The organism is Nocardia sp. NBC_01377, from assembly GCF_045040005.1.
GTDB classification, from domain to species: Bacteria; Actinomycetota; Actinomycetes; order Mycobacteriales; family Mycobacteriaceae; genus Nocardia; species Nocardia noduli.
In genome coordinates this window covers 7,680,652-7,701,455 of the sequence record NZ_CP109566.1, presented here as the reverse complement: position 1 = coordinate 7,701,455, position 20,804 = coordinate 7,680,652, and the positions used below count along the sequence as shown (strand labels likewise).

Sequence of the window (20,804 nt, the reverse complement as noted above, 5' to 3'; positions counted from 1 at the left end):
CCTCCCGGCATCACTCAGTACCTGCCGAAGGCCAACGCGACGTTGTGACCGCCGAAGCCGAAGGAGTTGTTCACCGCGTAATCGATCTGCCCCGGCCGCGCCTGACCTCGCACGATATCGAGATCGATCTCGGGATCCTGGTTGTCGAGATTCAAGGTGGGCGGGACCACGCCGTCGCGGATGCTCAGCACGGTGAGCACCGATTCCAGCGCGCCGACCGCGCCGATCGAATGGCCGAGCGCCGACTTGGGCGCGTAGACCGACGCGTGATTGCCGATGGCCTTGGCGATCGCCCTGGCCTCGGCGGTGTCGCCGATCGGGGTGGCGGTCGCGTGTGCGTTGATATGACCGATATCGTGCCTGGTCAGCCCGGCGGTCTCGATGGCCCTCGTCATGGCGCGCGCGGCCCCCGTCCCTTCCGGATCGGGGGCGACCAGGTGGAAGCCGTCCGAGGTGACGCCCGCGCCCATCAGCCTGGCGTGGATGGTCGCGCCGCGCGCCTTGGCGTGTTCCTCGGTCTCGATCACCATCATCGCGCCCGCCTCGCCGAAGACGAAGCCGTCGCGATCGACGTCGAACGGGCGTGACGCGGATTTCGGGTCGTCGTTGCGCATGCTCATCGCGCGCATCATGGTGAACGCCGCGATGGCGATCGCCTGGATCGACCCCTCGACGCCGCCGGTGACGACCATGTCGGCATCACCCATCACGATCATCTTCCACGCGTTGGCGATTGCCTCAGAACCCGACGAACAGGCCGAAACCGGTGTCGCCACGCCACCTTTCGCGCCGAGGTCGACCGAAACGCACGCGGCGGCGCCATTGGGCATGATCGCCTGCACGGTCAGCGGCGACACCTTGCGGTATCCGCCGTTGGCCAGTTTGTCCCGCGCGTCGATGATGGCCTCGGCGCCGCCGAGTCCGGTGCCGATCGAGACGCCGAGCCGTTCGGTGTCCACATCGGGACTGCCCGCGTTGCGCCACACCTCACGGCCGAGCACCGTCGCCATCTGCTCCACGTAGGCCAGCCTGCGGGTCTCCGCTGGAGTCAGGCTCGCGCCGGGCGGCACCTTCAGATGTCCGCCGATGCGCACCGGCAGCTCGAACTGGTCGATGAAGGAGTCCTCCAGGATGTCGATGCCGCTTTCGCCGTTGAGCAGTCCCTTCCAGGTCGAGTCGACATCGCCCGCGATGGACGTCGTCGCCGCAAGGCTCGTGACGACCACGCTGGGGAAATCCCCGCGGGTGGTGGACGGAATCTGCATTCGATGGCTCGCTTTCCTGGCTTCGCTTGGATGGATCCGGGAACTGCGCGTCGACGCGAGGAGCGCGTCGGGAGTCAAACCGTCGGGAGACAAACCGTCGGAGGCAACCACAGAGCAAGGCGAGAGAAACCGCCCCTACCGTCGAGAAGCCGCATTCGAAATACGGCCGATTGGCATTATCGGGGAGGCAGAGCTGATCCGCAGCATGACACGCGAACTCGGTTCGCGCCACCCCAGGGCGGTATTCACGACCGCCGTGACTCGAGTAGTCTCGGCTCCCATCGTGGGTTCGCGAGACGCAGAAGGGGTTGACGGTGACGGGGCGGATGGTCGGGTTGTTCGCCGGGATCGGCGGACTCGAACTCGGCCTGGCACATCACGGCTGGCACACCGAACTGCTCTGCGAGATCGATCCGGGCGCCCGCGCGGTGCTCACCCACCACTTTTCCGACGTCGAACTGCATACCGATGTCACCAGGCTGCGCGCGATCCCGGCCCGCACCGAGCTGGTCGCGGCCGGTTTCCCGTGCCAGGACCTGTCGCAGGCCGGACGCACCGCCGGCATCACCGGGCCGCGGTCCGGACTGGTCGACGAGGTGTTCCGCCTGGTGCGCCGCAAACGCGGACCACGCTGGCTGCTGATCGAGAACGTCCCCTTCATGCTGCAACTGGGCCGGGGCGCGGCGATGCGGCACATCACGATCGCGCTGGAGGAGCTCGGCTACACCTGGGCCTACCGGGTGGTCGACGCGAGGGCGTTCGGGCTGCCACAGCGCAGGCAGCGGGTCCTGATGCTGGCCTCACGCACCGAGGACCCACGGCCGGTGCTGTTCGGCGCGGACGCCGGGGCGCTGGAAATCGGTGACCAGGAACAGGATCCGTGCGGCTTCTACTGGACCGAGGGTGTCCGCGGGCTCGGCTGGGCGGTCAACGCGGTGCCGACGCTCAAAGGCGGTTCCGCGCTCGGCATCGCGAGCCCGCCCGCGGTGCGGCTGCCGTCGGGCGAACTGGTCACCCCCGGCATCGCCGACGCCGAACGACTCCAGGGTTTCGCCCCCGGCTGGACCGCGCCCGCGGTCACCGCGCCCGGTGTGCGCCAGGGCCACCGCTGGAAGCTGGTCGGTAACGCGGTGAGTGTCAGGATGGCCGACTGGGTCGGCTCACGCCTGGCCGCGCCGGACGGACCGACGCCGGAATATCTGCCGCTCGCCCCGGGAGCGCCGTGGCCGGTGGCGGCATGGGGGCACAACGGGGTCACCCAGCGGGCCGTGGTCTCGACCTGGCCGGTGCACGAACCGTACGAGGACCTGAAGAATTTCCTGACCGATTCCCGGCTGCTCTCGGCACGGGCGACGGCGGGATTCCTGCGTCGCACCGGAATGGGGAGGCTGCGGTTCCCGCCGGGATTCCTCGACGACGTGGAAAGCCATCTCGACCGGATGGGCGGCTGGGCGGCATGACCGAACGTCCGCCCACCGATGCCGCCACCAGCGCGCGGATGTCGCGGCAACGACGGACCGGAACCAAGCCCGAACTGGCATTACGTCGCGAACTGCACCGGCGCGGCCTGCGCTATTTCGTGGACCGCGCGCCGCTGACCGGTCAACGCCGCCGGGCCGATGTGGTCTTCCCGAGGCTGCGGGTCGCGGTCTACGTCGACGGTTGTTTCTGGCACCGCTGCCCCGAGCACGCCACCGATCCGAAGAACAACGCGCAGTGGTGGGCGGCGAAATTGGCCGGAAACGTCACCCGAGATCGAGCGACCGACGCGGAATTGACGGCGGCGGGCTGGCATGTCGTGCGTATCTGGGAACACGAGGACGCCGCGGCGGCCGCGGACCGGGTACAGTCCGCGCTGGAGAATTGAACGTCACCGGTGGCGTACTCGAACAAGATGACGTGGCGCGTGTGCCGCCAGATAGCCGGACGCCGCTATCGCCGCCATCATGGCGAAGCCGGTGACGGCTGTCGCGAATCCGATCATGAGACCTCCTCGGTTGCGTACTCTCCACCCTCGGTGGCCAACCTGATAGGACGCTGTGTTTCCGATGGTAATGCCGTACGAACCGATAACTCGGCAAGGAATCGCGGTCGGGTGGTCGGCCGTCGCGAACGTGCCGCGGCGGACAATGTACGAGTGACCGACAACCCGGGGATCGCGGAACGACGAGCACGTGCGGGCTCGTGGTTCATCGCGGCGGCGATCGCTGTCGCCGGACTTTGTTATTCCTCGTGGGTGCTCGAATTCGCGTTACCCATCGATGTGGATTCGGTGAATACCTTCCTCAGTGAACTCGACGCCGAAGGCAAGCCGTATCGAGAAATATTCTCGACCGCCGATAAAATAGTCGGAGCGCTGCTCGTTCCCGCCGCGATCGGCGGACTGCTGCTCTTTCCCCGGCGCGCGCTGACCACCGTCGGCTGGATCGCGCTGCTGTGCTTCGGCGCGTCGACCATCGCCGACGTGCTGATGCCGCTGCACGACTGCGCCCCGGGCGAGGACTGCGGCGGCGGCCTGTTCCCCCAACTGCATCAGCCCCACGCGCTGACGAGCACGCTCGCCGTCACCTCGATCGCGGTCGCGGTCTTCGCGTTCACCCTGGCCGCCTACCGCTACCACCGCTGGCGGATCCTGAGGGAGGCGGGCGTGGCGATCCTGGTGGTCGGTGCGTCGGCGACCGTGTGGATGCTGGTCGCCGACAACCTGACCGGCGATTACGCCCTCGGTATCGCCCAGCGCATCCAGGTCGGATGCATGTCGCTGTGGCTGATCACGCTGGCGGCAGCGGTCGTACTGGAGGCGCGGGAGTGGACCGAACCGATCAGCCGACGCTGATCCGGACCGTGTGCCCGCCGACCGCCGCGGGCAGTTTCGTGGTGTCGACGACGAGGATCTCCCCGGTGTCCTGCCTGCCGTTCGGCAGCGTCTTGGGCTTCAGCCCGAACGGCGGCTGCGCTCCCGAACTACCGGCGAGCCCGAAATCGCTGTCGTTGGCGATGTAGAGGGTCTTATTAATACCACCGTCCAGCGTCGCGACGCCCTCGATCTTGTCGTGACCGAAGAACCTGCCTTGCGCGTCCAACGCGGAGACCAGAGCACTCAGATCGAGTGCGGCGGATTTCGCGACGGGCGTGATACCCGCGCCGCGCAGCGCGGCCACCCCGTCGCTCGTCGACTGTCCACTGCTCGTCGACACTCCACCGACCAGCGTCTCCAACGGTTTGTCCGCCACGAGCAGGCCGCCGCGGGCCGAATCGTATCGAGCGCCGGGCACCGAGGAGCGCGGGCCGATATCGGTGGCGCCGGAGATATCCACGGTCCAGATCTTCTTGTTCGAATTCGGGGCGATATTGCCGTCGCGTTCGTCGACCAGGAATGTGGTCGCGTTCAGCGCGGTGATCTCCGATACCGCGACCTTGGTCTGGGCAGGATTCTCCAGGGGGTAGACGAATTCGGAGAGCGCCTTGGTTTTCAGGTCGACGGTGACGATGCGCGTCATCGGGACGTCCTTCGCCGAGCCCGCAAGCCCCGGGGTATTCAGACCGCTCTGCACGATACCGACCAACGTGCCGCCGTCAGGGGTGACCGTCAGTCCTTCCATTCCCTGATTCGGGGTGCGCAGCGCGATCTCGGCGGGTAACCCTTTCCCCGGAGACAGCCGCTCGATCTCGGTGCCCTTCGCGTCGAAATGCACCAGAAAAGGCCCGTATTCGTCAGACACCCAGAAAGTGCCGTCGGCAAGGGCGACCAACCCTTCGGGATCGATACCGTGATCGGTGGCGGGAAGAATTCGCCCGTCGAGATCACGAATGGTTTCCCCGGTACTCGCGGAGGTATCGACCTGTCCGTTGAACGGAATACCGCTCGGCGTGCGTAGGTCGATGGTCGACACCAGCACCGCACGGGTGCCCTCCAGCCGGAACCGGCCGATCTTGGGCACGAAATCCGCCACCGGCGCGAGCTTTTCGTTCTTGCCGGGACCGTCGACGTTCGGGCCGCGATCGGTGAGGCCGTAGAACTCGTTCGCGCTGCCGGGCACCGGCGTCCACGCCGAACCGAAACCGCTGCCCTGCACCTGGGTGCCGCCGTATTCGCCGAGCACCGGAATATCGGTGGTGTACAGGCGGACAGCGTCGGACGTCGTCACCCGGAATTGATCGGTGCCCTCGAAACCCTCGACGGGCGTATACCGGAAATCGCCATCGGGCTGTCGGGTCAGGCTGCCGTGCTCGGGTTCGAGTTCGACACCGAGAACCGCGCCCGCGCCGGTCGCCGTCGTCAGCTCGTCCAGCGTGAACACCAGCGCTGATCCCGTGCCGTCCGGAAATCGGGGTCCGCGCCGCCGCCGCAGCCGGTGGCGAGCAGACCCGCGCACAGCAGCGCGGCGGTGAGGACGGTGCGGGGACCGGAGAGAGCTATCACCAGCAATGCCTACCGCGCACATTCGACGCCGAGTCGAAAAACAGTTGAACGATCGGCAACCGGTCGTGCCATGCTCGGATCATGGTTGAACGCCTGAGGATCTCGTCCGAATCCGAGTTCGAGGACGTCGTCGGCTATTCGCGAGCAGTACGCGTCGGCGGTTTCGTCGCGGTCAGCGGAACCACCGCCGCCGCGCCCGGCGGCACCGCCGTCGGCGGGGACGATATCGCCGAACAGACCCGTGAAGCGCTGCGCCGCATCGCCGGTGCGCTCGCCGAAGCCGGGGCGAATCTCGACGACGTGGTCCGTACCCGCATCTTCGTCACCGATATCGCCCGCTGGCCGGAGGTCGCGCGAGCGCATCGCGAGATCTTCGGCACGATCCGGCCCGCGGCGTCGATGTATCAGGTCAGCGCGTTCATCACACCGGCCCTGCTGGTCGAGATCGAAGCGGACGCGATCGTCGGCGAATAGTCGCCGAACGGTTCGCGCACGCCGACTAAGGTCGCAGGGGTGACCACGCCCGAACCCGCCGCTCCACTCGCGCTGATCGATCAGGTCGCCGCGGCCACCGCTCGTCTGGTCGACAGCGTGAAGGCCATGGGCGGCGACGCGGTCGGCGAACCGTCGCTGCTGCCCGGATGGACCAGGGGCCACGTGCTGGCCCATTTCGCCCGTAATGCCGACAGCCTCGTCAACCTGCTGCTGTGGGCGCAGACCGGCGTCGAGATTCCCCAGTACGCCAGCCAGTTCATCCGCGATTTCGATATCGAGGCCGGTGCGCCACGCCCGCTCACCGAACAGCTCATCGATATCGAAGCCTCCGCGACCCGCTTGGCGGCGCTGGCGCGAACCCTGCCCGACACCGCGTGGGCCGCCACCGTGCGTATTCGCGGCGGCCGCGAGATCCGTGCCACCGACATCCCGTGGATGCGGCTCCAGGAGGTGGAGATCCACCACGTCGACCTCGGCGTCGCCTACCGCCCCGCCGATTGGCCCGAGGAATTCCTCACCCGCCTGCTGCCCTCGATCACCGCCGACCTGTCCGCCGCCGCCGGCAGCGCTGCCTTCGCGGTCGAGGCCACCGACATCGCTTTCGAAGCAACCATCGGCGCGGACGTCCCTGCCCACACCGTCATCGGTCCGGCCCACGCCTTGGCCACCTGGATCATCGGCCGCTACCCCGGCGATTCCCTACGCGGCCCCCTCCCTGAACTCCCCGCCTGGCGCTGATCCCCGGCTCACTTCCGGGATCAGCGCGGACAGTTCACCGAGTAGTCCCAGTCGGTGTTGTTCGGCCCGGTCACCCGAACCACCACCGACGTCGCCGACCCCGGCGGGACGTTGACCAGCGCCGACCCGGTTCCCTGGTTCAGGTTGTCGCCGACGTACCCCGTGTTGTGGATGAGCGCGCCCTGGTAGAACACCTCGATCTTGTCCGGGATCGCGTAGGTCTCATAGCTCAGCACGAACGACGTGGGCCCGGTCCGACCGATCTGGTGATTGGTGGACGTGACCCCCGCACCGCCGGATTTCGTCGATTGATTGCACTGCTGCGTCTGCGGCGCCGACGACCCCGTTCCGTCACCGAAGCTGCCACCGCCACTACTGCCGGTGCCGCTCCCACCATCACTACCTCCCGCACTCCCCGTCCCCGGAGCCGCCGCCGCACCGGCGCACGCCGCGAGCGTCACCGCCGCCGCCATCGCCGCGACAGCTGCCGTATCGCGAATACCGGGAACCCGAATCCTTGACTTACCCAACGCATTTCCTCACGGCTAGTGGGTGGAACATCCGTCGACACGATGGTTCCAGCGCAAGCCGCCGCCGAATATCCTGTGATCGGACGACAGTCGCGACCACCCCACCGCACCACGCTTGCATGACACATCATCAACACTCATAATCGAATACATGTTCGATAACCGACACCGGGACGTCTGGCGGCCCTACTCCCCGCTCATACCGATCTACGTCGACATCGACATCGTCCTGCCCACCGACTCACCCCGCCGCGATGTCTCGCCACGTATCGCGAAATACGGCCTCGACCTGTCCGGCCGAATGCCCGCCCGACAACGCGCCTGGCACCGACTGGCCGACGGACGCTGGATCGCCAGCATCGAAGTCCCCGTCGAAACCGGCGGGCAGTGGATCTTCCTGGACTTCATCGCGTCATCCGAAGCCGTCGCACCCCGCGAAGACGGCGAAGCCTTGCCGGACCGGCCGAGTAATCGCTGGGGGCAACCGAAGCGCTTCTGAAGCCCCGCCCGACTCCTGCGACGCGTGATCATCGGTCGAGCCCGCGACGAACTCTCGCGCTACGACCCACCGTGGAAAAGTAGGGCCATGAGAGCAGATGTCGACGGCGCGGCCCGAATCGCCCGCATCGCAGCAGAATTCACGTGGACCTGGACCAAGGCCGATGTACCGCGCTTCGCCATGCTCGCCGACATGGGATTCATCCACGACGACGCGATCGGCGGTGTCCTGCTGCGCCCCGACCTCGCCTTCGACTCCCTGTGTTTCGTCTCCGACGATGCGCGACTTCTCGACCGATGTGGCGGCGCTGGTGAGTCGATCGTCGATTTCGAAGTCGTGGTCGCCTCTTCCGCAAGTGGCGAGGACAATTCCCCTCCACTCCCGGCCACCCTGCACCGCGAATTCTCCACCCGATTGACCACCGAACTCGGAGCGAGGTCCACACCCGTACCCGGTGAGCGCGCCGAGGCCGACTACTGGCGGCGGGAAAAGGTCGTCATCTCGCTGCTGTATCGCGAAACCGCCGTCTACCTGGAGATCACCAATCCCCGGTACCAGCGGTTCAACGAGGAGACCGCCAGGGCAGGAGGCGGCGCTCCGATTCCTCCCACCTGAGTGGACGGCGTAACGACTGTCGTCAGAAGTGTCGTCGAACCGGCACCGCGGAGAGGCCATGGAGGCCGGAATCGAACCGGCGACCTCCGACTTGCAGGGGCGGCGCTCTACCAACTGAGCTACACCATGGCCACGTCGGACCGTATCAACCGAACCGGACTCCAGGACAATCATTTTCGAGCGTGACGGCCAACTCCCCGAGACCTTGTGGCTGGCGTTCACCCTCGATCAGCAGCGTTCTCGGCAATCTCGTGAGCCTTCGAGTCGGACCACCACCGCGCGTAGCGCGGCGTGCGCGAGGGGAAAGTACCGACTCGGCCCCAGTGGTCGCGAACGTGAATCCGCCCTCGACCAGTTCGCACTGTTCGAGGGCGGATCGTTGTGCGCCCGAAGGGATTCGAACCCCTAACCTCTTGATCCGTAGTCAAGTGCTCTATCCGTTGAGCTACGGGCGCATGTGTTATTCAGTTATTACCCGGCGAACCGGGGTGTGGCGGAGGCGAGAGGATTTGAACCTCCGGTCCCCGTGAAGGGACAACTCATTAGCAGTGAGTCCCATTCGGCCGCTCTGGCACGCCTCCTGGAGCCTTCTCTTCGAGGGCACCGGTCCTTTCGAACCGCCGAGCATGAAGATTACAGGAGCTGGACTGGAAGTAACAAAACGCCTGGTCAATCAGCGTAAATTGCTGTCGAACCAGTCGAAGATCCTGGTTTGTGAATCGAGGGTGACGTGGTCGTCGGGGTCGCGGCCGGGGGTGTCGGCGCGGTGGCGCAGACCCGGGTAACCGATGACGAGACTGGCGACCGAGGCGCGCGCTGTGGCGTCGCGGAGTTGGTCGATGTGCGCGGGCGGGGTGGCGGGGTCGTCGGTGCCGTAGAGACCGAGCCAGGGCGCTTTCAGTTCGGGTGCGACGCGGATGAGGGCGTCGGCTTCGGAGGTCAGTGGTTCGACGATGCCGGGGGCGGCGACGCTGACCGCGGCGCCGACGGGGCGGTTGGTGGCGACCAGGAAGGCGGCGGTGCCCGCGTGGTCGAATCCGAGGACGCCGATGCAGTCGGGGAAAACCCCGTGCTGGGTCAGCCAGTCGAAGCAGGCGTCGAAATCGGCGAACAGTTCGTCGCCGAACACCTCGTGGGCGGGGTCGCCGTTGCCCCGATGGAAAAGGTCGGGCGCGAGGACGGTCCAACCCTCGCCCGCCAATGCCTTCATGAGTTCGAGCAGTGATCCCGTGAACTCCCGGGATTCGTGGAGTACCACGATCCCGCCGCGCGCGTTTCCCTCCGGTTCGACCACGGTGATGGGCACCTTGGCGTCGGCGGCAGAGCGCTCTGTCATGTCGTCGCCACCACGAAGCGCGGCGGTATCGTCATAAATGCCCGACATGAAACCAGAGTAGGGCGCTGGCCCGATCTTCGCGAGAAATTGCACATCGACGGTCGTTATTCAGGGGTTTTTCCGGCCGGAACCCGCTTACATCCCCAATCCGCCGGTCCACGGGTAGGCAGCCGACGGGTGCGCGGCCGGGCGACGGGAGGCGGAGAAGGGTCGCCTACTGTGGAGGGGTGACACCGCATATCCGGCCGGATCTCGCCTCCATTCCGGCGTACACACCGGGCCGCAGCAACCCCGGCGCGGTCAAGCTCGCCAGCAACGAGACGACGCTGCCACCATTGCCCGCCGCCGCGAAGGCGATCGGTGAGGCTGCCGAACTCGCGCACCGGTACCCGGACAACCAGTCCGGCGAGCTGCGGGCCGCACTGGCCGAATTTCTCGGCGTCACGACGGCCAATGTGGCGGTCGGTTGCGGCAGCGTGGCGATTTTGCAGGAACTGGTGCAGATCACCTGCGACTCCCCCACCGACGAGGTGGTGTTCGCCTGGCGCTCGTTCGAGGCGTATCCGATCGTCACCCGGGTCGGCAATGCGAAGGCCGTGCAGATTCCGCTCGACGGCGACGCGGTTCACGATCTGGACGCCCTCGCCGCGGCGGTCACCGACGACACCAGGATGATCTTCGTCTGCAATCCGAACAACCCGACGGGCACGGCGGTCGGCAAGGCGGCGCTGGAGCGTTTCCTGGGCGCGGTGCCGTCGCGTGTGCTGATCGTGCTGGATGAGGCCTACCACGAATATCTGCGGTTGACCCCGCAGGATCGGCCCGACGGCGTCGAGCTGGGCCGAGACAGGCCGAATGTCGTTGTGCTGCGCACCTTCTCGAAGGCGTATGGGCTCGCGGGGTTGCGTGTGGGTTACGCGGTGGGTGACCCGGAGGTGATCACCGCGCTGCTGAAGGTGCATATCCCGTTCAGCGTCAACCGGGTCGCGCAGGCCGCGGCCATCGCGTCGCTGGAAGCGCGGCACGAATTGCTCGACCGCACCCACGCCCTGGTCCTCGAGCGCGAGCGGGTGCGGTCGGCACTGCTGGCCGCCGGGTATCGCATCCCGCCCAGCGAGACGAATTTCTTCTGGTTGCCGCTCGGTGAACGCAGCGTCGAATTCGGTGAGGCGAGCGCGGCGGCCGGTGTGCTCGTGCGTCCGTACGGCGTCGACGGCGTCCGGGTGACGATCGGCGATCCGCACGAGAACGACCTGTTCATCGCGTTCGCGACCGAGGCGCAGGTCGCGGCCCGGTTCGCCTAGGAGGCGCCGATCGCGTCGGCGATCGTCGGCCAGGACAGGGCGAGTTCATCGGTCCAGTAGGGCCACGAATGCGTGCCGGTGGCGCGGAAATTCACGGTGGCGGGTATGCCGAGTTCGGTGAGTCGGTCGGCGAGTCGGTGCGTGCAGATATTGGCGCCCGCCTCCAGCGGAGCGCCGAAGGTGAGGGCGCCGACGATATCCGGATTGCCCGGTACGTCGTACGCGCCGGGCACGCCGTTGCCGACCGATACGTAGATGGCCTTGCCGCGCAGTGCCTCCGCGTGTGCGGTGACGTCGTGGGCGAGCCAGTCCGGATCGTCGTACCGGCCGAACAAATTGTCGGGCTGGCCGAGGTAGGTGGCGACGATCGCCCTCGCCTGCGCCTGTCCCAATTCCGAACCGATCGAGTAGCAGCCGCTGTGCGCCGCGACCGCCGAATAGAGCCCGGGCAGCCGCACCATCAGCATCAACGCGGCCTCGGCGCCCATCGAAACACCCATCACGGCGTTGCGGCCGTTGCCGAGGAATTCGGCGTCGATCAGCGGTGGGAGTTCCGCCCCGAGGAAGGTTTCCCATCGGTTGGTGCCGAGTACCGGATCCGGGCGCTGCCAGTCGGTGTAATAGCTGGCCGGTCCACCGATCGTCAGCACGACGTTGACGTCCTTGTCCGCGTAGAAGCGGTCGACGTGGGCCTCTTCGAGCCAGTTGTTGCTGTTCGAACTCGCGCTGCGCCCGTCGAGCATGTACACGGTGGGTCGAGGGCGGGACCGGTCCTCGGGAAGGAGGACCTGCACTTGGACGGTGCGGCCCATGGCGGGCGACTGCACGAACACGCGCAGCCTGCGGTCGTTGATCGGCTCGATCCGCTCGATCGCGGGCCGGGTCGGCGGTACGGCGATCGGATCGGCGCCCTGCGATCCGGTGCCGGGCCGGTCCGGCTCGGCGACGACGTGCGGAGCGCTGACGCCCGCCGCACCGGCGAGCAGTGCGGCGGTCAGGATGACGCTGGATATCCAATGCCGTGCTTCTCGCCGAGACAGCATCTTCGCGATCCTGCCAGAGCACGCACGGCATTCAGGTCCGCCATACCGAGGTGACAAACTTGTGACTTGCACCACTTTTCTCGCATTCGATACGCGGGCCCGCGACCCGCATCGCGGGTGCGCGACACGCCACGCCACACCGTGTCGATAGCCGAGCGAACTGGGATTACCTCGAAACCGGGCACACGACCAGCACGCCCCGCCTAATCTCCGTTTCGGACCTCTCGGGGGTCGATAGGGAAAACGCATACCGCACGCAGCGCCGCCACGCATCGAGGTCACGGTGTCGCGCGATGCCGTTCGCGTGTGCCGTGATCCCGTCGTTCGTCCAGGGGGTTGCTGTGACCGTCGCGCGCGGGCTATTCGACCGCATCGCGCGCGACATCGTGCTCGTGGATGTCCCGGCATGACAGGGGGTGCACCACGCGCGAGTTCTCTGCTCGAAAGATGTTCTGTCTGTTAGGCCCGATGCCCGACCGGAGAAAATCGTGAACAATGTGTCGCCAGTTCGATCAGTCGAGACCACCGCCACCCCGATACCCGACCGCACGGATCTACACCGCCGTCTGCGCGAATGCGACGAATTCTTCCGCCGACCCGAACTAGCGCATCTGTCCTCCCACCGCCGCCGCACCGCCTCGGAACAACTCGAGCAGAACGGGTGCTATGTCCAGACGGCCGAGGAGATCCTGATCGGCGCCAAACTCGCATGGCGCAATCACTCGCGATGCGTCGGCCGAAAGCATTGGCGCTCTTTGAAATTGCTCGACGCGAGGCAGGTGCGGACGGCTCGCGAACTGGCCGAGGTCTGCTGGCAGCACCTGCACATGGCGACCAACGGCGGCGCGGTCCAGTCGATGATCACGGTCGGACCGCCGCGCCAGGCCGACGGACGCGAATTCCGAATCGTCAGCCCACAACTGATCCGCTATGCCGGGTATCGCAATGGCGACGGCACCGTCACCGGCGACGCCGCCCACGTCGGAATCACCGAATTCGCAAGGAAATTGGGCTGGCGCGGCGCGGGCACGCCCTTCGACGTCCTGCCGCTGCTGATCAGCACGCCGGACGAGCCGATCCGCTGGTTCGATGTGCCGCCGGAGCTGGTCCGCGAGGTCGAACTCGAACACCCCGATTTCGACTGGTTCGCCGGACTCGGGCTGAAATGGCATGCGGTACCGGCGGTTTCCAATATGAATCTGGAAATCGGCGGCGTCACCTATCCGTTCGCGCCGTTCAACGGCTGGTACGTGGGCACCGAGATCGGGGCGCGCAATCTCAGCGACACCAACCGCTACAACATGCTGCCATTGATCGCGGACATGATGGAACTCGACACCTCACACGCGCGCACCCTCTGGCGCGATCAGGCGCTGATCGAGGTGAATCGCGCGGTGCTGCACAGTTATCGCAAGGCGGGTGTCCATATCGTCGACCATCACACCGTGGCCAAACAGTTCTGCGACCACGTCGACAAGGAGGCGTCGGCGGGCCGCACCTGCCCCACCGATTGGTCCTGGATCAACCCGCCGATCTCCTCCGGCCTGACACCGACCTTCCACCGCTACTTCGACGCCGCCGACGACGACATACGCCCCAATTTCGTACATCGCACACAGGACAACTGACCGACCGCTACACCGATGCCGCCCCGACACCGACCTCGAGGACCCGCTCGAGGTCGAGTTCGCCGTCGCGCGTCTGAGCGCCCGCGGCGAGGGCCGCCGCGGTGCGTTCGATCGCGGTGGCACCGGTGAAGACGGGCCACAACAGCTCGGCCTCCACCTTCAGCCCCTCCTCGATCGGCAGGTTCGCGGCGTCGACCGCCCGGCGCGCCGCAGCCACGGCCTCCGGTGGGTAGGAGGCGATGCGGGTGGCCAGCCGATCGACGTAGTTGTCGAGTTCGGCGGCGGGCAGCGCGCGGTTGATCCAGCCGTAGCGCTCGGCGGTGTCGGCGTCGAAGAGGTCCGCGCCGAGAACGGCCTCCAGCGCACGGGCGCGACCGCCCAGCCGGGGCAGGTACTGGGTGCCGCCGCCACCGGGAAAGATGCCGAGACTCACCTCGGGATATCCGAACCAGGCGGCGCCGCGCGCGGCGAAACGCATATCCAGGGCGAACAGGAATTCGTTCCCGCCGCCGCGCACCCGGCCGGTGATCTTGGCGACGGTCACCTGCGGAAGGGCGCGGAAGCGGCCGTGCAGACCGGCGCCCGGCCCCTCGACGAATCGCGCGAGGGCATCCGGATCGATGATCAGGCGCATATCGCCGTGGGCGATGAAGAATTCCGAATCCGCGCTGTCGAGCACGATCACCCGGATCGCGTCGTCGTCGGCGACCGCGGTGGCGAATCGATCGAGATCGGCGACCAACGCGGTGTCCAAGAGGTTGATCGGCGGGTTGTCGATGGATACGGAGGCGACACCGTGCGCTACCCGAACGCGCAGTGTGTCGTAGGTGTGGTCCACAATCTCTCCTAACTACTGAATTAGAAGTCAGACTAGCTGAATACTATTTCAGAATCCACACTCGGTATCCTGGACACGTGGAGTGGACATCGGTCGATCTGGACAACTGCCCGATCGTGCGGGCACTCGACGTCCTCGGCAATCGATGGACCCTGATCGTGCTGCGCGAATCGCTCAACGGCGTGCATCGCTTCGAGGATTTCCTGCACCACCTCGGCGTCTCCCCCTCGGTGCTCAGCAAGCGCCTCAGGGAAATGGTCGATCAGGGACTGCTCGTCCGCGAGCCCTACCGCGAGCCGGGCGGGCGCGAACGGCACGAGTACCACCCGACACAGAAGGCGTGGGAGCTGTACCCGGTGCTGGTCGGACTCATGCAATGGGGCGATCGATACCTGGGCGACCCCACCGGACCGCCGGTGCGGCTCATCGACAGCGTCAGCGGGCAGCCGGTGATGGCGGCCGTCGTCCCGAGCGATGCCGCCGTATGTTCACCCGCCGACATTCGCGTCGAGCCGGGGGAATCCCTCAAGCTCCGCGAGGCGGATCGACCCGACTGAGAGGCCATCACGTCGGTGACGCCGGTGCGTTCGCACGGGTCACGATGTGCGTTCTACCGCACCGTCGTTCGTGTGCTCGGCTACCGCGTCATGCGTGGGCCGTCCGGCGCGGGAGGGGTTCGCGAGGATAGCGCTGCCGAGGCCGATTACGCAGAGAACCGTGGCGATGGCGAAGGGGGCGGCTACCCACCCGCCGCTGGAATGCCCGGTGAGCGTGGCGCTTGCGACCGCTGCCGCGATAGTGGCGCCGACCTGACGGGTGGTGTTGAGGATGCCCCCGACGGCACCTGTCGCGTCTTGCGGTGCGTGGTCGACGGCGAAACCGACCAGCGCGGGCAAGGTCCAGGAGATCCCGAGGCCACAGAGTAGGAGGCCGATAGCGAGCACGATCGGCTGTTGGTCATCCGCGACCGCGAAGGCCGTGACGGCCAGGCCGACCGGGAAGGCCGTGAAGCCCATCCGGATCGGACGCGATGGGCCGTGCTCGGCTACGAGGCGGCCGGTGAGCAATGGGTTGAGCGCGACGAGAAGGGTCATCGGCAGCAGTGTCACTCCCGCTTCTATCGCGGTCACGTGGAGCAGGAGCGGGATGGCGAAGATGACGGTGGTGAGTGCGTAGTTGATGGCCGCACCCCATCCGAAGGCGGTCCAGACAGACGCGTTATGGCGTAGCGCGGGTGGGACCAACGGCGCGGCGGACCGCCGGTCGATCGCCGCTGTGCCGACGCCCAGGATCAGCGTGATGAGGCCGAAGGCGCACACGAGTGCCCAGTTTCGTTGCCCGGCTTCGGTGATGGTGAGAGTCAGCGTCGCCAGCCCGGTCGCCAGGCCGAGGTGCGGGAGCCAGGAGATCGCGCGAGCGCGCCGCGTGTCCGGGATCCGGGTTCCGCACAGCAGGACAACGACCGCTGTCACCGGTGCGTTGATCACGAATACCACTCGCCAACCGTCCAACCCGATGAGCCACCCGCCCAGGACCGGTCCGGCCGCCATGGCGGCTCCGCTGATGGCTGCCCACGCGCTGATCGCGCGTCCGCGGGAACCGGGCTCGGGGTACAGGCCCGCGATCAGTCCCAGCGAGGCGGGGATGATCGCGGCGGCGAACAGACCGAGCAATCCCCGGCACGCCAGCAGAACGCCGAGGTCGGGTGAGAGGGCGCAGGCCAGGGAGGTGGCGCCGAATCCGACCACCCCGACCATGAAGACCCGGTACGCCCCGAGGCGATCGGCGAGGTTGCCGCCGAGGACGAGCGCCGCGGCGAGGGTCATCGTGTAGATGGTTGTCGCCCATCCCACACCGATGACATCGGTGTGCAGCGAGGCGATGAGGTCGGGTTCGGCCACCGCCAGCACGGTGGTGTCGAGAAGCACCATGAAGTAGGCCAGCGCGATGCCGACGAGTCGGGTCGTGGTGCGGCGTCGAGCAGACACAGACGAGTTCGCGGACACGGTTCTCCTTGATCCGTTGACGGGACGACCCACCACGATCGGCCGTCGTGCCCTTCGGCTCGACCGTCACAGCCGAAGCCCTGTTCGGCATCTCCGAATGCCGCCCTATCGTGGGTAGGTGGATCTCGATCAACTCCGCACCGCACTCGCGCTGCTGCGCCACGGGACCGTCAACCGGACCGCGGCCGCCGTCGGTCTGGCCCCCTCCTCGGTGTCCGATCGGGTACGGCGACTCGAAGGCGAACTGGGTGCACCCCTGTTCGTTCGCGACCGCGCTGGAATGCACCCGACCGTCGCCGGTCTGGCCTACCTCACCGCCGCGGCCTCGGCCCTGGACGCACTCGAGGAAGCCGCCGAGCGATTGCACGACTCGTCCGTTCTCATCGTCGGAGCGCAAGCCGCTATCGCGGATGAACTGCTTCCCGCGGTCCTCGACGATCTGCACGCCCGACATTCGAATATCGATGTCCGATTGCGCCCTGAGCCCGACCGCACCCGACTCCTCGCGGCGCTCGACCGCACCGAACTCGACGCGGTCGTGCTCCTCGATACCGGCGACCACGTGGGAGACCTCGGTTTCGCCGGACCCACGTCCGCGATGAGCCACCTCGATATCCGCGAGGTGGCCATGACAACCGTGGCCGCACCCGGCAGTCCGCTCCTCGGGCACCCAGTGACCATCGACGAGATCCGGCGAACCGGCGGCCTGATCGGGCGAGAATCGCGTTGCGCCTTCTGGATGGCCACCCAGCGCTGGCTCGGACCCGACAGCGATCTGAGGGCCGTCGGCGGACTCGCACAGGTACGTGAATGGGTCGCGATCGGTCGAGGCATCGCCGTCCTGCCCGAATTCGCGGTCCGGACCGACCTCGAAACGGGCCGCCTGGTGGCGATCGACGTGCAGACGCCGCCCCTGCACCTCCGCCTCATCTGGCTCCGGAACCGTGAAGCGACAGACTCGCTTCAGCAGCTGCTCTACGCGCTGTCGCAAGCCTGACGGCTCGAAGCCCACCGCGACCCTTGACAGTTAGCGACCAAACGGTTTCTATGTATGAGTGAGCTACGACACAATCATCAAGAACGGGCGGTGGTTCGACGGGACCGGCGGGGCGTCGGCGATTCGGAACCTCGGGGTTCGGGGTGGGCGGGTCGTGGCGGTCACGTCGGAGGCGTTGGACGAGGACGGGTGCGGGGAGGTGGTCGACGCGAGCGGTAAGTGGGTGCTGCCGGGGATGGTCGATATCCATACGCATTACGACATCGAGGTGCTGCGGGGCCCCGCGCTGGCGGAATCGGTGCGCCACGGGGTGACCACGGTGCTGCTCGGGTCGTGTTCGCTGTCGACCGTGCACGTCGACGCGACGACGGCGGGCGATATCTTCGGACGGGTCGAGGCGATTCCGCGTCGGCACGTGATCGAGGCGATCAGCGAGAAGAAGACGTGGAATTCGGCGCGCGAGTATGTCGCGGCGCTGGAGGCGCTTCCGCTTGGGCCCAATGTCGCGGCGTTCATCGGCCACTCCGATATCCGGGGCGCGGAAATGGGACTCGACCGGGCCACCCGAGGCGATATTCGCCCGACCGCCGCCGAAATGGCTTCGATGGAGGCCGCGCTCACCGAGGCGCTCGACGCGGGATTCGTCGGAATGTCGGCTCAACAATTGCGATTCGACAAACTCGACGGTGATCTCTGCCGGTCGCGCACCCTGCCGTCCACCTATGCCAAGGCGCGGGAACGGCGGCGACTCAACGCGATTCTGCGGCGGCGGCGGCGTGTGTTGCAGGCCGGTCCGGATATCACCTCGCCGCGCAGCATCATCGCGATGACCTCGAGCACGCTCGGGATCGGACGGCGGCGACTCAAGACGAGCCTGCTCTCGGCCGCCGACCTCAAGGCCAATCCGTTCCTGGTCTATCTCATGGGTGCGATATCGCGGGTCCTCAACGGGCTCGGCGGAGATTTTCGCTGGCAGCATCTGCCGGTGCCGTTCGAGGTGTATGCCGACGGTATCGACCTGGTGATCTTCGAGGAGTTCGGTTCCGGCGCGGCGGCACTGCATCTGTCGGATCAGGTCGAGCGCAACGCCCTGATGCGGAACGAGAAGTACCGGCGGGAATTCAGGAAGCAGTACGACTCGAAATTCGGTATGCGGGTGTGGCATCGCGATTTCTTCGATGCCGAGATCGTGGACTGCCCGGACGACACCGTCGTCGGCAAGACCTTCGGCCAGGTCGGGCAGGATCGCGGCGGCTTGCATCCGGTCGACGCTTTCCTCGACCTCGTCGTCGAATACGGGACGAAACTGCGCTGGCGGACAACGATTTCCAATCATCGCCCGGAATTCCTGGCCAAACTCGGCGCCGATCCCGGTGTGCAACTCGGATTCTCCGACGCGGGCGCGCACCTGCGCAATATGGCGTTCTACAACTTCGGGTTGCGTTTCCTGCGCCGCGTGCACGACGCGGAGCGGGCCGGATGTCCGTTCATGACCATCGAACAGGCCGTGCACCGTCTCACGGGCGAACTCGGCGACTGGTACGACATCGACGCGGGCCGCCTGCGCGAAGGCGATCGGGCCGATATCGTCATCATCGATCCGACCCACCTGGACGAATCACTGGACTCCTACGCGGAGTGCCCGGTCCCCCAGTTCGATAATCTGCCCCGCATGGTCAATCGCAACGACGACACCGTGACCGCCGTATTCATCGGCGGCCAAAGGGTATTCGGCGACGGAGAACCGACGGCGGCCCTCGGCGACACGAAGACCGGGCGGTTCCTGCGGGCCGGCGCGAAGTGACGGCGCCGCCGCGCCGGACACAAGCCGAACGCAAAGGCGCGACCATCGCGAAACTGGTCGACGCGACCATCGAGGCGATCGAAGAGGTCGGCTATCACCGGGCCTCGATCGGCGAGATCTGCACGCGAGCGGGCGTGTCCAAGGGCGGGCTGTTCCGGCATTTCGATTCCCGGCTCGATGTGGTCGTCGCCGCGGCGCAAGAGGTCGGGCGACGGCATATGGCCAACTTTCGTGACCTGACCACCACCGAGGACCGGCTACCGCCGATCGACCTCGTCCGCTACGCGCGCGCGGCGATCCGGCACGAGACGAATGTCGTCTGGTTCGAATTGCTCGTCGCGGCACGGACCGAACCCGAACTCCGCGAGCGGCTGCATCCGGTGGCGCGGGCACTGATCGACGATGTCGAACAGGCCGCGATCGACGCGCTCGACCCGGAGGTGCCCCCGGATCTCACCCGCCTGGTCGCGACCTCGCTGATCCACATGTTCGACGGCGAGTCGATCTTCCGGCACACCTATCCGCGTCCGGATCTCGAGGAGGAGAGGCTGGAGAACACGGCGCGGCTGGTCGAAGTGCTCAGCCAGCAGGCGGTGACCTGAGAAGACCGACGAATGTGCGGAGACGGAGGGATTTGAACCCCCGGTCGCTCTCGCGACGCTCGCTTTCAAGGCGAGTGCATTCGGCCGCTCTGCCACGTCTCCCTGCGGGTCGACGCGTGGACGACCCGTGCGGCGACTCTACCTTGCGGGGTGGGGGCACGCCCAATGAGATATGGGCGGTGTTGTCAGTCGCCGCGGCGGGCGATGGCGGCGTCGATGCGGGCGAAGACGTCGGCGATGACCTCGAGTTGATCGGGGGTGAGCAGGTCGATGAAATCGCGGCGGACGGCTTCGACGTGGCGGGGGGCGGCGGCCTCGAGGCAGCGCATGCCCTCTTCGGTGAGTTCGGCGATGACGCCGCGGCCGTCGTCCTCGCAGGTGTTGCGGCGGACCAGGTGCTGGTCCTCCATTCTGCGGATCTGGTGGGTCAGCCTGCTGCGGGAGGACAGCACGCCGTCGGCGAGTTCGCTCATCCGGAGGCGGTTGTCGGGGGCCTCCGACAGCAGCACCAGGATGCGGTATTCGGGGAGACTGAGGTCGCTATCGGTCTGCAACTGCCGGTTCAACGCCGCGTTCATTCGCTGATTACCGTCGATGTAGGCCCGCCATGCCCGTTGCTGCGCCGGGTCGAGCCACCGGGGCTCGGCAGGTGCGCGACGGTTCGGTTCGAGATCCACACAT

At 66.8% G+C, this 20,804-nt stretch carries 22 protein-coding genes and 4 tRNA genes; 13 read left to right on the top strand and 13 right to left on the bottom strand.

Features of this window, described 5'->3' with window-relative positions; translation table 11 throughout:
• Window positions 1-14: 14 nt before the first annotated feature.
• The gene (locus tag OG225_RS35460; RefSeq protein ID WP_405179112.1) at window positions 15-1,265 is read right to left on the bottom strand and encodes a KasA/KasB family beta-ketoacyl-ACP synthase; all 1,251 of its coding nucleotides are present in this window, start codon (window positions 1,263-1,265) and stop codon (window positions 15-17) included.
• Window positions 1,266-1,591: 326 nt separating this feature from the next.
• On the opposite strand from OG225_RS35460, the gene OG225_RS35455 reads away from it, so the two are divergent.
• The 3 genes from OG225_RS35455 to OG225_RS35445 all read left to right on the top strand — a co-directional run bounded on the left by OG225_RS35455 (window position 1,592) and on the right by OG225_RS35445 (window position 4,101).
• Window positions 1,592-2,725 (top strand): DNA cytosine methyltransferase, encoded by a 1,134-nt coding sequence (locus OG225_RS35455; RefSeq protein WP_405183477.1) that lies wholly within the window; start codon window positions 1,592-1,594, stop codon window positions 2,723-2,725.
• On the top strand, window positions 2,722-3,132 hold the full coding sequence (locus tag OG225_RS35450) for a very short patch repair endonuclease (RefSeq protein ID WP_405179111.1): 411 nt from the start codon (window positions 2,722-2,724) through the stop codon (window positions 3,130-3,132). Before OG225_RS35455 ends, OG225_RS35450 begins: the two co-directional genes overlap by 4 nt.
• Window positions 3,133-3,402: 270 nt before the next feature.
• Complete coding sequence (locus OG225_RS35445) at window positions 3,403-4,101, top strand: DUF998 domain-containing protein (protein ID WP_405179110.1); 699 nt, start codon at window positions 3,403-3,405, stop codon at window positions 4,099-4,101.
• Here OG225_RS35445 and OG225_RS35440 read toward each other — a convergent pair.
• Together OG225_RS35440 and OG225_RS35435 are read right to left on the bottom strand one after the other, a co-directional pair.
• Window positions 4,088-5,566, bottom strand: a complete 1,479-nt coding sequence (locus OG225_RS35440; protein WP_405179109.1) for an esterase-like activity of phytase family protein — start codon at window positions 5,564-5,566, stop codon at window positions 4,088-4,090. The two genes, OG225_RS35445 and OG225_RS35440, sit on opposite strands and share 14 nt — an antisense overlap.
• Window positions 5,545-5,688, bottom strand: coding sequence for a hypothetical protein (locus OG225_RS35435; protein ID WP_405179108.1), 144 nt, complete (start codon window positions 5,686-5,688; stop codon window positions 5,545-5,547). Before OG225_RS35435 ends, OG225_RS35440 begins: the two co-directional genes overlap by 22 nt.
• Window positions 5,689-5,769: 81 nt before the next feature.
• On the opposite strand from OG225_RS35435, the gene OG225_RS35430 reads away from it, so the two are divergent.
• Both OG225_RS35430 and OG225_RS35425 read left to right on the top strand, forming a co-directional pair.
• A complete protein-coding gene (locus OG225_RS35430; protein WP_405179107.1) occupies window positions 5,770-6,162 on the top strand; it encodes a RidA family protein in 393 nt (130 codons plus the stop codon).
• A gap of 39 nt (window positions 6,163-6,201) precedes the next feature.
• Entirely contained in the window at window positions 6,202-6,921 is a 720-nt protein-coding gene (locus tag OG225_RS35425; RefSeq protein WP_405179106.1) for a maleylpyruvate isomerase family mycothiol-dependent enzyme, read from the top strand.
• Window positions 6,922-6,941: 20 nt separating this feature from the next.
• On the opposite strand, the gene OG225_RS35420 is transcribed toward OG225_RS35425, so the two are convergent.
• Window positions 6,942-7,394, bottom strand: coding sequence for a hypothetical protein (locus OG225_RS35420; RefSeq protein ID WP_405183476.1), 453 nt, complete (start codon window positions 7,392-7,394; stop codon window positions 6,942-6,944).
• Between the two features lie 208 nt (window positions 7,395-7,602).
• Here OG225_RS35420 and OG225_RS35415 point away from each other — a divergent pair, with 208 nt between their 5' ends.
• Both OG225_RS35415 and OG225_RS35410 read left to right on the top strand, forming a co-directional pair.
• A complete protein-coding gene (locus tag OG225_RS35415) occupies window positions 7,603-7,950 on the top strand; it encodes a hypothetical protein (protein WP_405179105.1) in 348 nt (115 codons plus the stop codon).
• An 87-nt stretch (window positions 7,951-8,037) separates the two neighbouring features.
• Window positions 8,038-8,565, top strand: a complete 528-nt coding sequence (locus OG225_RS35410) for a DUF6301 family protein (protein ID WP_405179104.1) — start codon at window positions 8,038-8,040, stop codon at window positions 8,563-8,565.
• A 56-nt stretch (window positions 8,566-8,621) separates the two neighbouring features.
• On the opposite strand, the gene OG225_RS35405 is transcribed toward OG225_RS35410, so the two are convergent.
• The 4 genes from OG225_RS35405 to OG225_RS35390 all read right to left on the bottom strand — a co-directional run bounded on the left by OG225_RS35405 (window position 8,622) and on the right by OG225_RS35390 (window position 9,949).
• Window positions 8,622-8,694 (bottom strand) — tRNA-Ala (locus OG225_RS35405).
• 253 nt (window positions 8,695-8,947) lie between these two features.
• Window positions 8,948-9,020: transfer RNA gene (locus OG225_RS35400), tRNA-Arg, on the bottom strand.
• Window positions 9,021-9,056: 36 nt separating this feature from the next.
• Window positions 9,057-9,146 (bottom strand) — tRNA-Ser (locus OG225_RS35395).
• 92 nt (window positions 9,147-9,238) lie between these two features.
• A complete protein-coding gene (locus tag OG225_RS35390) occupies window positions 9,239-9,949 on the bottom strand; it encodes a dienelactone hydrolase family protein (RefSeq protein ID WP_405179103.1) in 711 nt (236 codons plus the stop codon).
• Window positions 9,950-10,128: 179 nt separating this feature from the next.
• On the opposite strand from OG225_RS35390, the gene hisC reads away from it, so the two are divergent.
• Window positions 10,129-11,205 (top strand): histidinol-phosphate transaminase, encoded by a 1,077-nt coding sequence (gene hisC, locus OG225_RS35385; protein WP_405179102.1) that lies wholly within the window; start codon window positions 10,129-10,131, stop codon window positions 11,203-11,205.
• Here the strand turns inward: hisC and OG225_RS35380 are convergent.
• On the bottom strand, window positions 11,202-12,248 hold the full coding sequence (locus tag OG225_RS35380; protein ID WP_405179101.1) for an alpha/beta hydrolase: 1,047 nt from the start codon (window positions 12,246-12,248) through the stop codon (window positions 11,202-11,204). The two genes, hisC and OG225_RS35380, sit on opposite strands and share 4 nt — an antisense overlap.
• Window positions 12,249-12,784: 536 nt before the next feature.
• Between OG225_RS35380 and OG225_RS35375 the strand changes: the two genes are divergently transcribed.
• A complete protein-coding gene (locus tag OG225_RS35375) occupies window positions 12,785-13,876 on the top strand; it encodes a nitric oxide synthase oxygenase (protein ID WP_405183475.1) in 1,092 nt (363 codons plus the stop codon).
• 7 nt (window positions 13,877-13,883) lie between these two features.
• Here OG225_RS35375 and OG225_RS35370 read toward each other — a convergent pair whose 3' ends face one another.
• Window positions 13,884-14,714 (bottom strand): enoyl-CoA hydratase/isomerase family protein, encoded by an 831-nt coding sequence (locus OG225_RS35370; RefSeq protein ID WP_405179100.1) that lies wholly within the window; start codon window positions 14,712-14,714, stop codon window positions 13,884-13,886.
• 77 nt (window positions 14,715-14,791) lie between these two features.
• Between OG225_RS35370 and OG225_RS35365 the strand changes: the two genes are divergently transcribed.
• Window positions 14,792-15,271: a winged helix-turn-helix transcriptional regulator gene (locus OG225_RS35365; protein WP_405179099.1), complete on the top strand. Its 480-nt coding sequence runs from the start codon at window positions 14,792-14,794 to the stop codon at window positions 15,269-15,271.
• 39 nt (window positions 15,272-15,310) lie between these two features.
• Here OG225_RS35365 and OG225_RS35360 read toward each other — a convergent pair whose 3' ends face one another.
• Window positions 15,311-16,720: an MFS transporter gene (locus OG225_RS35360; RefSeq protein ID WP_405179098.1), complete on the bottom strand. Its 1,410-nt coding sequence runs from the start codon at window positions 16,718-16,720 to the stop codon at window positions 15,311-15,313.
• A gap of 118 nt (window positions 16,721-16,838) precedes the next feature.
• Here OG225_RS35360 and OG225_RS35355 point away from each other — a divergent pair, with 118 nt between their 5' ends.
• The 3 genes from OG225_RS35355 to OG225_RS35345 are packed head-to-tail and all read left to right on the top strand — an operon-like array spanning window position 16,839 to window position 20,123.
• Window positions 16,839-17,717: a LysR family transcriptional regulator gene (locus OG225_RS35355; RefSeq protein ID WP_405179097.1), complete on the top strand. Its 879-nt coding sequence runs from the start codon at window positions 16,839-16,841 to the stop codon at window positions 17,715-17,717.
• Window positions 17,718-17,775: 58 nt separating this feature from the next.
• Window positions 17,776-19,521: an amidohydrolase family protein gene (locus OG225_RS35350; protein ID WP_405179096.1), complete on the top strand. Its 1,746-nt coding sequence runs from the start codon at window positions 17,776-17,778 to the stop codon at window positions 19,519-19,521.
• Complete coding sequence (locus OG225_RS35345; RefSeq protein WP_405179095.1) at window positions 19,518-20,123, top strand: TetR/AcrR family transcriptional regulator; 606 nt, start codon at window positions 19,518-19,520, stop codon at window positions 20,121-20,123. The genes OG225_RS35350 and OG225_RS35345 overlap by 4 nt, the downstream gene beginning before the upstream one ends.
• Window positions 20,124-20,140: 17 nt before the next feature.
• On the opposite strand, the gene OG225_RS35340 is transcribed toward OG225_RS35345, so the two are convergent.
• Together OG225_RS35340 and OG225_RS35335 are read right to left on the bottom strand one after the other, a co-directional pair.
• Window positions 20,141-20,225, bottom strand: a tRNA-Ser gene (locus tag OG225_RS35340).
• An 83-nt stretch (window positions 20,226-20,308) separates the two neighbouring features.
• On the bottom strand, window positions 20,309-20,800 hold the full coding sequence (locus tag OG225_RS35335) for a MarR family transcriptional regulator (RefSeq protein ID WP_308165300.1): 492 nt from the start codon (window positions 20,798-20,800) through the stop codon (window positions 20,309-20,311).
• Window positions 20,801-20,804: the final 4 nt, after the last annotated feature.